The sequence below is a fragment of the Paracoccus tibetensis genome (assembly GCF_900102505.1).
In the GTDB taxonomy this organism is placed as follows: domain Bacteria; phylum Pseudomonadota; class Alphaproteobacteria; order Rhodobacterales; family Rhodobacteraceae; genus Paracoccus; species Paracoccus tibetensis.
This window is the reverse complement of record NZ_FMVT01000003.1, coordinates 72,834-87,403: the sequence shown is the minus strand read 5'-3', so window position 1 is coordinate 87,403 and position 14,570 is coordinate 72,834. Positions and strand designations below refer to the sequence as shown.

At 69.7% G+C, this 14,570-nt stretch carries 11 protein-coding genes; 3 read left to right on the top strand and 8 right to left on the bottom strand.

The features are described from left to right. Nucleotides 1-2 precede the first annotated feature (2 nt). Nucleotides 3-1,295, bottom strand: coding sequence for a nicotinate phosphoribosyltransferase (pncB, locus tag BLP73_RS04885; RefSeq protein ID WP_090740908.1), 1,293 nt, complete (start codon nucleotides 1,293-1,295; stop codon nucleotides 3-5). A 63-nt stretch (nucleotides 1,296-1,358) separates the two neighbouring features. Beyond that, nucleotides 1,359-1,955, bottom strand: a complete 597-nt coding sequence (gene pncA / locus BLP73_RS04880) for a bifunctional nicotinamidase/pyrazinamidase (RefSeq protein WP_090740906.1) — start codon at nucleotides 1,953-1,955, stop codon at nucleotides 1,359-1,361. A gap of 136 nt (nucleotides 1,956-2,091) precedes the next feature. On the opposite strand from pncA, the gene BLP73_RS04875 reads away from it, so the two are divergent. Both BLP73_RS04875 and trhO read left to right on the top strand, forming a co-directional pair. Next, on the top strand, nucleotides 2,092-3,675 hold the full coding sequence (locus BLP73_RS04875) for an SLC13 family permease (protein ID WP_217630637.1): 1,584 nt from the start codon (nucleotides 2,092-2,094) through the stop codon (nucleotides 3,673-3,675). 41 nt (nucleotides 3,676-3,716) lie between these two features. Next, on the top strand, nucleotides 3,717-4,601 hold the full coding sequence (gene trhO, locus BLP73_RS04870; RefSeq protein ID WP_090740904.1) for an oxygen-dependent tRNA uridine(34) hydroxylase TrhO: 885 nt from the start codon (nucleotides 3,717-3,719) through the stop codon (nucleotides 4,599-4,601). Nucleotides 4,602-4,658: 57 nt separating this feature from the next. On the opposite strand, the gene BLP73_RS04865 is transcribed toward trhO, so the two are convergent. Continuing rightward, a complete protein-coding gene (locus BLP73_RS04865; RefSeq protein WP_090740902.1) occupies nucleotides 4,659-6,953 on the bottom strand; it encodes an NADP-dependent malic enzyme in 2,295 nt (764 codons plus the stop codon). Between the two features lie 167 nt (nucleotides 6,954-7,120). Next, on the bottom strand, nucleotides 7,121-7,846 hold the full coding sequence (locus tag BLP73_RS04860; protein ID WP_090740900.1) for a proteasome-type protease: 726 nt from the start codon (nucleotides 7,844-7,846) through the stop codon (nucleotides 7,121-7,123). Between the two features lie 136 nt (nucleotides 7,847-7,982). Here BLP73_RS04860 and BLP73_RS04855 point away from each other — a divergent pair, with 136 nt between their 5' ends. Continuing rightward, nucleotides 7,983-9,938, top strand: coding sequence for a bifunctional 2',3'-cyclic-nucleotide 2'-phosphodiesterase/3'-nucleotidase (locus tag BLP73_RS04855; RefSeq protein ID WP_090740898.1), 1,956 nt, complete (start codon nucleotides 7,983-7,985; stop codon nucleotides 9,936-9,938). 75 nt (nucleotides 9,939-10,013) lie between these two features. On the opposite strand, the gene BLP73_RS04850 is transcribed toward BLP73_RS04855, so the two are convergent. From BLP73_RS04850 to BLP73_RS04835, 4 genes are all read right to left on the bottom strand, one after another. Continuing rightward, a complete protein-coding gene (locus BLP73_RS04850) occupies nucleotides 10,014-10,826 on the bottom strand; it encodes a transglutaminase family protein (RefSeq protein ID WP_090740896.1) in 813 nt (270 codons plus the stop codon). A gap of 3 nt (nucleotides 10,827-10,829) precedes the next feature. After that, nucleotides 10,830-11,786 (bottom strand): alpha-E domain-containing protein, encoded by a 957-nt coding sequence (locus BLP73_RS04845; protein WP_090741399.1) that lies wholly within the window; start codon nucleotides 11,784-11,786, stop codon nucleotides 10,830-10,832. Between the two features lie 14 nt (nucleotides 11,787-11,800). After that, nucleotides 11,801-13,207, bottom strand: a complete 1,407-nt coding sequence (locus BLP73_RS04840; RefSeq protein ID WP_090740894.1) for a circularly permuted type 2 ATP-grasp protein — start codon at nucleotides 13,205-13,207, stop codon at nucleotides 11,801-11,803. A gap of 169 nt (nucleotides 13,208-13,376) precedes the next feature. Next, nucleotides 13,377-14,537, bottom strand: coding sequence for an acetyl-CoA C-acyltransferase (locus BLP73_RS04835; RefSeq protein ID WP_090740892.1), 1,161 nt, complete (start codon nucleotides 14,535-14,537; stop codon nucleotides 13,377-13,379). Nucleotides 14,538-14,570: the final 33 nt, after the last annotated feature.

Sequence of the window (14,570 nt, the reverse complement as noted above, 5' to 3'; positions counted from 1 at the left end):
GGCTAGACCAGGACCGGCTGGTGCGTCTGCGCGCCGACGCCGAAGACGCGCTTGTAGCGCTGGATCTGCTCGGCCGGCCCGGTGGCCTTGGCCGGATTGTCCGACAGCTTGACCGTCGGGCGGCCATCGGCCGCGGCCGCCTTGCACACGAGGCTGAACGGCGCCAGCCGGTCGCCCTGCACGAGGCCGCGGAAATCGTTCGTCAGCAGCGTGCCCCACCCGAAGCTGACCTTCACCCGGCCGTGGAAGCGGGCGTGCAGCTCGGCGATCTTGTCCACGTCCAGCCCGTCCGAGAAGATCACCAGCTTGCCGCGCGGGTCCTCGCCGCGGCTCTGCCACCAGCGGATCGCGGTCTCGGCGCCGACCACCGGATCGCCGCTGTCGATCCGCATCCCCGTCCAGCCGGCCAGCCAGTCCGGCGCGCCGTCGAGAAAGCTCTGCGTGCCATAAGTGTCGGGCAGGATGATGCGCAGGTTGCCCTCGTGCTCCTCGTGCCAGTCGGCCAGCACCTCGTAGGGCGCGCGGCGCAGGGCCGCATCGTCGTCGGCCAGCGCGGCATAGACCATCGGCAGCTCATGGGCGTTCGTGCCGATGGCCTCGATGTCGCGGCGCATGGCGATGAGGCAGTTCGAGGTGCCGGTGAAGCGCTCGCCCAGCCCCTCCATCATCGCCTGCACGGCCCAGTCCTGCCACAGGAAGCCGTGCCGCCGGCGCGTCCCGAAATCCGCGATCCTGAGGTCGGGCAACTCGCGCAGCCGCTCGATCTTCTCCCACAGCCGCGTCATCGCGCGGGCGTAGAGGACCTGCAGCTCGAACCGGCCGAGATCGCGCAGCACGGCGCGGGTGCGCAGCTCCATCAGGATGGTCAGGGCGGGGATCTCCCACAGCATCACCTCGGGCCAGCGGCCTTCGAAGGTCAGCTCGAACTGGCCGTCGCGGGTCGTCAGGTGGTAGGCCGGCAGGCGCATCCCCTCGAGGAACTCCATGAAGTCCGAACGGAACATCTGGCGCTTGCCGTAGAAGGTGTTGCCGCGCAGCCAGGTGCTTTCGCCGCGCGTCAGCGACAGGCCGCGGACATGGTCCAGCTGCTCGCGCAGCTCGCCCTCGTCGATCAGCTCGGCCAGGCGCACCTCGGCGCTGCGGTTGATGAGGCTGAAGGTGACGCGCGTGTCGGGGCGGTTGCGGAACACCGACTGGCACATCAGCAGCTTGTAGAAGTCCGTGTCCAGCAGCGAGCGGACGATCGGGTCGATCTTCCATTTGTGGTTGTAGACGCGCGTGGCGATATCGACCATGGCCGGCCCTTCCTGTCCCAGAAGCCCTTGGTGCCCCGGATGCGCCGCCGCCTGCAACCCCGTCTAGAGCAGCGCGACCCCGGCCTGGGTCATCCGCCGGCGCGCCGCGGCGAGGCTGCCGTTCAGGTCGATGGCGCGGCAGGCGGATTCCACGACTCCCACCTCGTAGCCCAGCTTGGCGGCGTCCACCGCGCTCCAGGCGACGCAGTAGTCATGGGCAAGGCCCACGATGGTCAGGCGCCCGACGCCGCGCCCGCGCAGGTAGCCGGCAAGCCCGGTGGGCGTCGCGCGGTCGTTCTCGAAGAAGGCCGAGTAGCTGTCGATGTGGCGCCGAAAGCCCTTGCGCAGGATCAGGTCCGTCCGGCTGGTGTCCAGATCGGCGTGCAGCGCGGCCCCTTCCGTGCCCTGCACGCAATGCCGCGGCCAGAGGATCTGCTGGCCGTATTCGACCTCGATCACGCTGTAGGGCTCGGCGCCCTCATGATTGTCGTAGAAGCTGTTGTGGTCGGCCGGGTGCCAGTCCTGGGTGAAGACGACCACGTCATAGTTCGGGATCATCGCGTTGATCGTGGGGATCACCTCGTCGCCGCCCGGAACGGCCAGGGCGCCGCCGGGGCAGAAGTCGTTCTGGATGTCGACGACGACGAGGGCGTGCGGCATGGGTGGCTCCGGCAGTCCAATTGTGCGATCTGTCCGCTGCATCATCCACAGGCTATGGTCAAGCAGCTTGTATGTGCAATGCCCGGCACAACCGCCGCGGTCAACGCAGGCTTGGGCAACGCGGAGGTAATGTAACATGAATCAATCGCAGCCGCAGGATGGCGTGACCGAGCATCCCGTCCGCAGCCCCGCGATGACCTGGGGCCTGCGCGCCCTCGGCCTTGTCGTCGCCGGCGTGGTCTGGCTGCTCCTCGGCGGGCAGGAGGGCCTGTCCGAGGACGCGCGCATCGTCGCCGCCATCGGCTCGCTGATGGCGATCTGGTGGATGACCGAGGCGATCCCGCTGTCGGCGACGGCGCTTCTGCCCATCGTCCTGATCCCGGCCCTGACCGCGCGGACGGTGGCCGAGGCCACGCAGCCCTATGCCAGCCCCATCGTGTTCCTGTTCCTGGGCGGTTTCCTGATCGCCATCGCGATGGAGAAGTGGCAGCTGCACAAGCGCATCGCCCTTCTGACGCTGCGCCGCGTGGGCGTCGCGCCGCGCCGGATCGTGCTGGGGATGATGCTGGCAACGGGTTTTCTGTCCATGTGGGTGTCGAACACGGCGACAACGCTGATGATGCTGCCCATCGGCCTGTCGGTCCTGTCCCTGGTGATCGAGCGCGGCTCGCGCCAGGACGGCGCGGCGGCGGGCGACGCGCTGGCCTCGGGCGAGGGCACGATCACTGACGTGGTGCGCGATCCGAACATCAGCGCCTTCGGCGTCTGCCTCGTGCTGGCGATCGCCTGGTCGGCCTCGATGGGCGGGCTGGGCACGCTGCTGGGCAGCCCGCCCAACGCCATCGTCGCCGGCTATGCCGCGGACGAGCTGGGCCGCAACATCGGCTTTCTGGAATGGATGATCCTCGGCGTGCCGCTGGCGCTGGTCTTCATCCTGATCGCCTGGCTGCTGATGACCCGCGTCCTCTACCGCTTCGACCTGCCCGAGATCCCCGGCGGGCGCGAGATGATCGAGGACCAGGTCCGCGCCCTCGGCCCCCTCGGCCAGGGCGAGAGGATGGTGCTGGCGGTCTTCCTGGGCGCCGCCTTCTTCTGGGTGGTGCCGGGCCTTCTGACCTCGCTGCCCGGCGTCGAGGAGGCCGCGCCCTGGCTCGGCGGCTTCGACGACACCGCCATCGCCATCGCGGCAGGGCTCGTCATGTTCCTGCTGCCCGGCGACCGGCAGGGGCGCATGGTCCTCGACTGGCGCGACGCCGAGCGGGGCCTGCCTTGGGGGGTGCTGCTGCTCTTCGGGGGCGGTCTCAGCCTGGCCTCGGCGGTGGCGGCTTCGGGTCTCGACGGCTGGTTCGGCCAGCAGGTGACGGGGCTGGGCGCGCTGCCGATCATCGCGCTGATCGCCGCGGTGGTGACGATCATCCTGTTCCTGACCGAAGTCACCTCGAACACGGCGACCGCCGCAACCTTCATCCCGATCCTCGGCGGGGTGGCGCTCGGCCTCGGCACGGACGCGATGAGCCTCTTGATCCCGGCCGCGCTGGCGGCGACCTGCGCCTTCATGCTGCCGGTCGGCACGCCGCCGAACGCCATCGTCTTCGGCACCGGCACGGTCACCATCGCCCAGATGGCCCGCGGCGGGGTGGTGCTGAACATCATCGGCATCCTTTTGATCACGGCGGCGACCTACCTGCTGGGCGGCCTCGCGCTTGGTCTGACCTTCTGATCCCTTGCAAGGGCGGGCGCGGGGGGCTATCGCCCGCGCCCATGTCCCTGACCGTCGCCGCCCTCTACCACTTCACCAGGTTCCCCGACCCGGCCGCCCTGCGCGCCCCGCTTCTGGCGCTCTGCGAGGCGCAGAAGGTCAAGGGCACGCTGCTTCTGGCTGCCGAGGGGATCAACGGCACCATCGCCGGCAGCCGGCAGGGGATCGACGCGGTCCTCGCCCATCTGCGCGCGCTGCCGGGCTGCGCCGATCTCGTCTGGAAGGAGAGCCGCGCAGAGGCGATGCCCTTCGGCCGCATGAAGGTCCGCCTGAAGCGCGAGATCGTGTCGATGGGCCAGCCCGACGTGGACCCAAGGGCCGCCGTCGGCCGCTACGTGGCGCCGCGCGACTGGAACGCGCTGATCTCGGCCCCCGATGTCGCGGTCATCGACACGCGCAACGACTACGAGACGCGGATCGGCACCTTCCAGGGCGCCGTCGAGCCCGGCACCGCCAGCTTCCGCGACTTTCCGGCCTGGTGGCAGCAGAACGCGCACCGCTTCGAGGGCAAGCGCATTGCCATGTTCTGCACCGGCGGCATCCGCTGCGAGAAATCGACGAACTACCTCCTCGGACAGGGCGTGCCCGAGGTCTTCCACCTGCAAGGCGGCATCCTGAAATATCTCGAGGACGTGCCCGAGGCCGACAGCCTCTGGCAGGGCGAGTGCTTCGTCTTCGACCAGCGCGTCAGCCTGACCCATGGCTTGGCGCCGGGACGCGCCAGCCTCTGCCATGCCTGCCGCCACCCGCTTCTTCCCGAGGACCGCGCCCGCCCCGAGTTCGAGGAGGGCGTCAGCTGCCACCGCTGCGCGGAAAACTTCACCGAGGCCGACCGCGCCCGCTTCCGCGAGCGCCAGCGCCAGGTCGCCCGCCAAGGCCGTGCCTGACCTTCTTCTTCACGCAAGTATCCCGGGGGTGCGGGGGCAGCGCCCCCGCGGGTGCCGCTAGCGCCCCGGCCCCATGCTTCCCGCCCCGATGCTGCCCGCCGCGATGGCCGCCATGTTCAGGATGTCGCTGACGGTCGAGTTCATCGAGCAGATCTGGATCGGCTTCGGCGCCCCGGTCAGGATCGGTCCCAGCACCGTCGCGCCCGCCATCTCTTGCATTAGCTTGACCGAGATCGAGGCCGAATGCCGCGCCGGCACCACCAGCACGTTCGCGGGGCCGGTCAGGCGGCTGAAGGGGTAGCGTGCCGCGGCCTCGCGGTTCAGCGCGACATCCACGGTCATCTCGCCCTCGTATTCGAAATCGACCCTGCGCGCGTCCAGCACCCGCGGCGCCTCGGCCATCTTCGTCGCCCGCTCGCTGACCGGGTAGCCGAAGTTCGAGAAGGACAGAAACGCGACGCGCGGCTCCAGCCCCAGGCTGCGGGCGACCTGCGCGCCGCGCGTGGCGATGTCCGCCAGGTCCTCGGCATCGGGCCATTCATGGACCAGCGTGTCGCCGATCAGCACGATCCGGCCGCGATGCAGCACCGCGGTGATGCCGACGCTGCCATCCTGCGGGCGGACGTTGAAGACATGGCCGATCTGCGCCAGCACCGGCGCGCTTTTGCGCGTGGCCCCCGTGACCAGCGCGTCGCCATGCCCGTGCGCCAGCATCAGCGAGCCGAAGATGTGGCGGTCGCGGTTGGCCAGCTTGGCCGCATCCTCGCGGTCCACCCCCTGCCGCTGGAGGCGCTGGTAGAGGAACTGGTGATAGGCCTCCATGTGCCGGCTGTTCGCCGCGTTCACCACCTGGATCTCGCGATGCGCGTCCCCGAGGCCGAGCGCCTCCAGCTCGGCCTTGACCTCGGTCTCACGGCCGACGACCAGCGCCTCGCCCATGCCGGTGCGCTGCCAGGCGACGGCGGCGCGCAGCACGCGCGGATCGTCCCCCTCGGCGAAGATCATGCGGGCCTGCTTCTGGCGGGCGCGGGCATGGATGCCCTGCAGGATCGCGGCGGTCGGGTCCATGCGCGACTTCAGCGTCTGCACATAGCCCTCCATGTCCACGATGGGCCGTCGGGCGACGCCCGTCTCCATGCCCGCCTTCGCGACGGCGGGCGGGATGACGTGGATCAGGCGCGGATCGAAGGGCGTCGGGATGATGTAGTCGCGCCCGAATTGCAGCTTGCGGCCATAGGCGGCGGCGACCTCGTCCGGCACGTCCTCGCGCGCCAGCTCCGCCAGGGCGCGGGCGCAGGCGATCTTCATCTCGTCGTTGATCGCGCGGGCGTGGATGTCCAGCGCGCCGCGGAACAGGTAGGGGAAGCCGAGGACGTTGTTCACCTGGTTCGGATAGTCGCTGCGCCCGGTGGCCACGATGGCGTCGGGACGGACGGCATGGGCCTCTTCGGGCGTGATCTCGGGGTCGGGGTTCGCCATCGCGAAGATGACCGGGTTGTCGGCCATGCTCTCGACCATCTCGGGCGTCACCGCGCCCTTGGCCGAGACGCCGAGGAACACGTCGGCCCCGCGCATCGCATCCTCGAGCGAACGGGCGTCGGTGACGGCCGCATGGGCGGTCTTCCACTGGTTCATCCCCTCGGTCCGGCCCTGGTAGATGACGCCCTTGGTGTCGCACATGAGGCAGTTGTCGTGCTTGGCCCCCATCGACTTCAGCAGCTCGAGGCAGGCGATGCCCGCCGCGCCGGCGCCGTTGAGGACGATCCGCACATCCTCGATCCGCTTGCCCGACAGTTCCAACGCGTTCAGAAGGCCGGCGGCGCAGATGACGGCCGTGCCGTGCTGGTCGTCATGGAACACCGGGATGTCCATGATCTCCTTCAGCCGGCTCTCGATGATGAAGCACTCGGGCGCCTTGATGTCCTCGAGGTTGATGCCGCCGAAGGTCGGGCCCATCAGGCGGACCGCGTTGATGATCTCGTCCGGGTCCTCGGTGTCCAGCTCGATGTCGATGGCGTTGACGTCGGCGAAGCGCTTGAAGAGGACCGCCTTGCCCTCCATCACCGGCTTCGAGGCCAGCGCGCCGAGGTTGCCGAGCCCCAGGATCGCGGTGCCGTTCGAGATGACGGCGACCAAGTTGCCCTTGGTGGTGTAGTCATAGGCGGTCTCGGGCCGTTCGGCGATGGCCTGGACCGGCACCGCGACGCCGGGCGAGTAGGCCAGCGACAGGTCGCGCTGCGTCGTCATCGGAGTCGAGGGGGTGATGTCGAACTTCCCCGGCCGCGGCTCCATGTGGTAGGCCAGCGCCTCTTCGGGCGTGATGCGGCTGCTTCGGCTGGTCCTGTCGGTCATGGCTTCCCCCGGGTCACGTTCCCGGATGCTTAGCCTGCCGGGGCGGCGGCATCAATCTTGCCGGGGCATCCCATGCGGGGACGGGGCGGGGCTGGAGGGCTGAGGAGGGGGCTCCGCCCCCCGTCCCTGCGGGACGTCCCCCGGGATATTTGGGCACAGAAGATGGGTCAGATCGTGACCTTGCCGAAGCTGTCGCGCAGGGCGGCGGACCAGGCGGCGCTCATCTGCATGAAGTCGGGATCGCCTTCGCGGATGCGGCGGTGCTGGCTGATCCGGCAGGCGTCCCGCTCGATCACCGCGAGGTCCAGCGGCATGCCGACCGAGAGGTTCGAGCGCAGCGTCGAATCCATCGACAGCAGCACCGCCTTCTGCGCGTCGGCGAGGCTGGTCGCGGGGGTCACGACCCGGTCGAGGATGGGCTTGCCGTATTTATGCTCGCCGATCTGCAGGAAGGGCGTGTCCTCGGTCGCCTCGATGAAGTTGCCCTCGGGGTAGATGAGGAACAGGCGCTGCTCGCCGCCCTTGCGCTGGCCGGCGACGATCATGCTGGCCGAGGCCTGCTGGCGCAGGTCGCGGCACTGCTCGGCGATCTCGCGCCGGGTGCGGCTGAGCGTGTCGCCGATGATGGTCGCGGCGCGCAGCAGCGTCGGGGCGAGCAGGACCGATGTCGTCTCGTCCGCCATGTCGTCGGCGATCGCCTCCTGCAGCCGCGCCAGCGTCGTCTGCGTGACCGAGAGCGAGCCGGCGGTCATCACCACGATCACCCGCTCGCCCGGATTCTCGAAGAAGAACATCTTGCGATAGCACGAGATGTTGTCGAGCCCCGCGTTGGTGCGGGTGTCGGACAGCATCACCAGCCCCGCATTCAGCTTCAATCCCACGCAATAGGTCATCGCCGTCCCGTGTTCCTTCGACGCCCGACGTTAGGCCCGCGCCGCGGGGGGTGCAATCGGCTGTGTCGTGAAACTTTGCCTCGCGCGCCGCGTGAAATGGCGCATGATGCAAGTTCCGAAACTAGCGAGGCATGCCATGACCCGACCCTTCACGCTCAGCCGCCGCCGTCTTCTGGGGACCGGGATGGCCGGCCTCGGCCTTGCGGTGCTGCATCCGTTCTCGGCCCGCGCGGCGGCGGGGCAGGCCCATCTGCGGATCATGGAGCTGACGGACCTGCATGTGCATGTCTGGCCTTGGGACTACTATGCCGACCGCGAGGCGGACACGATGGGCCTTGCGCGCACCGCGGCGCGGGTGGCCGAAATCCGGTCCGAGTCGACGAACAGCCTGCTGCTGGACAACGGCGATTTCCTGCAGGGCAACCCGATGGGCGATTACATCGCCTATGAGCGCGGCATGGCCGAGGGGCAGGAGCACCCCATCGTCACCGCGATGAACGAGGTCGGGGTCGAGGGCGGCACGCTCGGCAACCACGAGTTCAACTACGGGCTGGAGTTCCTGGAGAACACCATCGCCGGGGCCGGCTTCCCCGTCGTCTGCGCCAACGTGGACCGGATGGACGGCAGCCCGCTGGTCGAGCGCTGGACGATCATCGAGCGCGAGCTGACGGACGGCGCCGGCGAGACGCATCCGATCCGCATCGGCGTGATCGGCTTCGTGCCCCCGCAGATCATGCAATGGGACCGGGCGCATCTGGAGGGCAACGTCACCGCCCGCGACATCGTCGAGGCGGCCGAGGAGCATGTGCCGGCCCTGCGCGAGGCGGGCGCCCAGCTGGTCATCGCGCTCTGCCATTCGGGCATCGGCGCGGCCGCGCACGAGCCGGGGATGGAGAATGCCGCCATCCCGCTGGCCGGCGTCGAGGGGGTCGACGTGATCCTGACCGGGCATTCGCACCTGGTCTTCCCCGGCCCCGATCACGAGGGCACCGAGGGCGTGGATGTCGCGGCCGGCACCATCGGCGGCAAGCCGGGCGTGATGGCCGGCTTCTGGGGCTCGCATCTGGGGCTGGTCGATCTGCTGCTCGAGCGCGAGGGCGAGGGCTGGCGCGTCGCCAGCCACGTCTCGGAGGCGCGCCCGATCTACGAGCGGGACGCGGACCGCAACGTCGTGCCGCTGGTCGAGAGCGTGGCGGCGGTCGAGCAGAGCGTCGCCGAGGAGCATCAGGCGACGCTGGATTACGTCCGCCGGCCCGTGGGCCAGACCGCCGCGCCGCTTTACAGCTATTTCGCGATGGTGGCGGACGATCCCTCGGTGCAGATCGTCGCCAACGCGCAGATGTGGTACGTCGCCCAGATGATGCAGGGGACCGAGCATGAGGGCCTGCCGGTCCTGTCGGCGGCGGCGCCCTTCAAGGCGGGCGGGCGCGGCGGGCCCGACTATTACACCGACGTGCCGGCGGGCGACATCGCGATCCGGAACGTGGCTGACCTTTACCTTTATCCCAACACGATCCGGGCGGTGCGGGTGAGCGGCCAGGAGGTCAAGGACTGGCTGGAGCGCAGCGCCGGCGCCTTCAACCGGATCGAGCCGGGCGAGGCCGACCAGATGCTGATCAACACAGACTTCCCGTCCTACAATTTCGACGTGATCGACGGGGTGACCTACCGGATCGACCTCAGCCAGCCGGCCCGCTTCGACCGCGACGGCGCCGTCGTGGACGAGAGCGCCAGCCGCATCACGGATCTGATGCTGGACGGCGCGCCGCTGGATCTGGACGCCGAATATATCGTCGCCACCAACAACTACCGCGCAGAGGGCGGCGGCAGTTTTCCGGGCAATGACGGCAGCACCATCGTCTTCGAGGGGCCGGACACCAACCGCGACGTGATCGTGCGCTACATCGTCGAGCAGGGGACCATCGATCCCAAGGCGGACGGGAACTGGTCCTTCGCGCCGCTGGACGGGGCGACGGTGCTGTTCGACAGCGGACCGGGCGCCACGCAGCGCCTGTCCGAGGTGGAGGGGCTGCAGATCGAGGAGGCCGGGGAGGGCGAAGGGGGCTTCAGGCGGTTCCGGATCACCTTGTGACCAAGCCGGGGGCGCTCGCGCCCCCGGACCCCCTGAGGATATTTGAGGACCGAAGCAGGCAGGCGCGGGGCGCGGCTATTGCGTCAGTTCCTGCACATGGACGGCGACATCCAGCCGCTCGGCGCTGCTGCCCATCGCGACGCCCCGGATCGGGGCCGCGTCGGGCGCGTCGAGGCCCGAGCCGAGCCGGACATAGCGTTCGTCCGGGCAGCAGCGGTTCGCGGGATCGAAGCCGACCCAGCCCAGACCCTCGACATGCAATTCGGCCCAGGCATGGGCCGCGTCATGCGCCTCGCCGTCGCGGGTCGAGTGCAGGTAGCCCGAGACGTAGCGCGCCGGCAGCCCGGCAATGCGGGCCACGCTGATCAGCGCGTGGCTGTGGTCCTGGCAGACCCCTTCGCCGAGCGCCAGCGCCTCGGCCGCGGTGGTGCGGGCCTCGGTGGCGCCGGGGCGGAAGGCGATGGCCTCGCTGACCGCGGCCGAGAGGCGGTGCGCGAGGTCCAGCGGGTCGCGCGCGCCGGTGCCGGCCGTGCGCGAGAGATCCTGCAGCGCCGCGTCCGGCTCGGTCGGGGCGGTGTCGCGCAGGTAGCTCATCGGGTGGATCGCCTCGCGGTGGCCGCGCAGCACGCCGGCCAGGTCGCGCGTGTCCACGCGCCCCTCGATCCGCACCGTCACCTCGGCCACCGGGCCGCGCACGGTCCAGCCCTCGATCCAGTCCCCGGCGCCGTCGCGGAAGCCCGGTCCCCGGACGCCGCCCGAGACCTGGATCTGCCAGTCATGCGTCTTCTGCCCCTCGAACACGGACGGGGTCAGCCGCAGGCTCTGGACGAGGTTCCGGATCGGCTGCTCGTAGCGGTAGACGGTCTCGTGGCTGATCTGGAGCTTCATCGCTCAGGCGCCTCCCAGCAGGTAGTCGTGGTGGACGAGGTTCGACACGGTGGAGAGCTCGCGGATGAACCAGCTGAGGAACTCGTGCAGGCCCTCGTCGAAGATCATGTCGATGTTGCGGCCCTGCAGCGCGTTCAGCACCTCGCGGGCCTTGTCGCGCGCCTCGGTCGGCACCTGCTCGCCGTAGCGCCGGGCGAGGCCCTCGAGGTGCCAGACCGCCTCGTAGAGCGAGGTGATCAGCGAGCGGGGGCTTTCGCCGTTCAGGATCAGGAAGTCGGCCACCTGCGCGGCCGTGATGTCGCCGCCATAGGCCCAGTGATAGGACCGGTGCGCCGAGAGCGCGCGCAGGATCACCTGCCACTGGTAGCTGTCGAGGCCCGAGCCGACGAACTCGATCCGGGGCAGCAGCACGAAATACTTCACGTCCAGGAGCCGCGCCGTCGCGTCGGCGCGTTCCAGGCTGTAGCCCAGATGCATGAAGTGCCAGCCGTCGTTGCGAAGCTGCGTGGCGTTGATCGCGCCGCGCACGGTCGAGGTGTGGGCGGTGGTGAAGTCGGTCAGCGACGCGGTGTCCACCTGCGCGCGCGGCATCTTCTCGATCTTGCGCAGCTCTTGGTAGCCGACGTTCAGCGCGTCCCAGACCTGGCTCGTCAGCGCGGTGCGGACGATGCGCCCTGCCTCGCGCGCCTTCTCCATGCAGGAGACGACCGAGGAGGGGTTGTCGCGGTCGAAGAAGATGAACTCCTCGATCTTCTCCTGCGTCGCCTCGCCGTAGCGGGACGCGAAGATGTCGGCCGAGCCCGAGGCGCGCAGCAGCGAATTCCATTCGTTGCGGTAGCCGGCCTCGGTGTTCGGCAAGAGCGTGATGCGCTGGCCCACGTCCAGCAGCCGCGCCGCCGTCTCGGCGCGTTCGAGGTGGCGGCCCATCCAGAAGAGGTTCGAGGCGGTGCGGCTGAGCATCGTGTTGTTCCCCCTCACTCGGACAGGACCCAGGTGTCCTTGACCCCGCCGCCCTGCGACGAGTTCACGACCAGCGATCCCTCGCGCAGGGCGACGCGGGTCAGCCCGCCCGGCACCAGCTCGATCCGGTCGCCGCAGAGGCAGAAAGGGCGCAGGTCCACGTGGCGCGGCGCGATTCCCTCGTCGACGAAGGTCGGGCAGGTGGACAAGGCCAGCGTGGGCTGGGCGATGTAGTTGCAGGGATCGGCGATGATCTTGGCGCGGAAGGCCTCGATCTCGGCGCTGGTGGACTTGGGGCCGACCAGCATGCCGTAGCCGCCCGAGCCGTGGACCTCCTTGACGACGAGTTCCGGCAGATGCTCCAGCACGTAGCGGCGGTCATCCTCCTTCCACAGCGTCCAGGTCTGCACGTTGTTCAGGATCGGCTCTTCGCCGAGGTAGAAGCGGACCATCTCGGGCACGAAGGTGTAGATCGCCTTGTCGTCGGCCACGCCCGCGCCGGGCGCCGAGCAGATCGAGACCCCGCCCGAGCGGTAGACGTCCATCAGCCCGGGAATGCCCAGCATCGAATCCGGCCGGAAGCAGAGCGGGTCCAGGAAGAGGTCGTCGATCCGGCGGTAGATCACATCCACCCGGCGCGGCCCGGTCGTGGTGCGCATGTAGACGAACTCGCCGTCGACGAAGAGGTCCTGCCCCTCGACCAGCTCGACCCCCATCAGGTTCGCCAGAAAGCTGTGCTCATAATAGGCGCTGTTGTAATGGCCCGGCGTCAGGATCACGCAGGTCGGCCGCTCGCGGCACTTGGCCGGCGCCACCGATTCCAGCGTGCGGCGCAGCAACTCGGGATACTGGTCCACCGGCTCGATCCGGCTGCCACGGAACAGCTGCGGGAACATCCGCATCATGATCTCGCGGTTCTCCAGCATGTAGCTGACCCCCGAGGGCGTGCGGCAATTGTCCTCGAGCACGTAGAACTCGTCCTTGGCCGTGCGCACGAGGTCGATGCCGATGATGTGGGAATAGACCCCGCGCGGGGGCACGAAGCCGACCACCGACTTCTCGTAGGCGTCGTTCTGGTAGACGAGCCGCGCCGGGATGCGGCCCGCGCGGATGATCTCGCCCCGGCCGTAGACGTCGCGCAGGAAGGCGTTGAGGGCGCGGGCGCGCTGCTTGATGCCGCGCTCCAGCCGCCGCCACTCGGCCTGCTCGAAGACGCGGGGCATCATGTCGAAGGGGATCAGCCGGTCGGGATCGCCGCCCTCGCCGTAGACGGCGAAGGTGATGCCGATGCGGCGGAACAGCGCCTCGGCCTCAGCCTGCTTCATCTGCCGGAAATCGTCGGGCATCGTCTGCACCCAGTCCCGCAGCCGGGCATAGGGTTCGCGGACCGCCTCGCCTTCGAACATCTCGTTGTAGCTCATCCGTCCCCCGTGACCTCGCTGCCCCTGCGGGTTCTTCAGGCAATGATCAGAGAGCCCGGTCGCGAAGTCCACAAAGGAAGGCAGGGCAATGCCCGAAAGTTCCGCATCTGCCCGCGGGGACGGCTGCGGCAGCGGGCGTTTCCATGTCCCGCTGCCCAGCCCGCAGGCATCAGGCCAGCTCGACCGCCAGCGCCGTGCCCTCGCCGCCGCCGATGCAGATGGCGGCGATGCCGCGGCGCAGGCCCCGCGCCTGAAGCGCGTGGATCAGCGTCACCACGCTCCGCGCGCCCGAGGCGCCGATGGGATGGCCGAGCGCGCAGGCGCCCCCGTTGACGTTGACGCGGGCGTGGTCCAGCCCCATCCGGGCCATGAAGGCCATGGGGACGACCGCGAAAGCCTCGTTCACCTCCCACAGGTCCACGTCGCCGGCGCTCCAGCCGATCTTCGCCAGCAGCTTCTCGGCGGCCGGGACGGGCGCGGTGGGGAAGGCGCCCGGCGCCTGCGCATGGCTCGCATGGCCGACGATGCGGGCGATGGCGCCCTCGGCGCTGGCGCCGACGACCAGCGCCGCCGCCCCGTCCGAGATCGACGAGCTGTTCGCCGCCGTCACCGTGCCGTCCTTGCGGAAGGCGGGCTTCAGATGCGGGATCTTGTCCGGGCGCGCGAGGCCCGGCTGCTCGTCCGTGTCCACCACCGTCTCGCCGCCGCGGCCGGGGACGGTCACAGGCGCGATCTCGGCCGCGAAGGCGCCCGAGGCGATGGCCTCCTGCGCGCGCGTCAGGCTGGCCAGCGCGTAATCGTCCTGCGCCTGCCGGGTGAAGGCGAACTCGGACGCGCAATCCTCGGCGAAGGTGCCCATCAGGCGGCCGCGGTCATAGGCGTCCTCCAGCCCGTCGAGGAACATGTGGTCGATCACCTGACCATGCCCGAGCCGCGCCCCGCCGCGCATCTTCGGCAGCAGGTAGGGGGCGTTCGTCATGCTCTCCATGCCGCCCGCGATGACCAGCTCGGCGCTGCCGGCGGCGATGGAATCGGCCGCCATCATCAGCGCCTGCATGCCCGAGCCGCACATCTTGTTCAGCGTCGTCGCGGGCACGCCCTGCGGCAGTCCCGCTGCGAAGCCCGCCTGCCGCGCCGGCGCCTGGCCCTGGCCCGCCGGCAGCACGCAGCCCATCAGCAGCGCCTCGACCTCGCCCGCCGCCCGGCCCGAACGTTCCAGTGCCGCGCGGATCGCGGCGCCGCCCAGTTGCGGCGCGGCAAGCCCGGCCAGCGCCCCCTGCAACCCGCCCATCGGCGTGCGGGCCGCGCCCAGGATGTGGATGTCGTGCATTTTGCGGATCTCCCTCGTCTCCCCGGTCCCGCT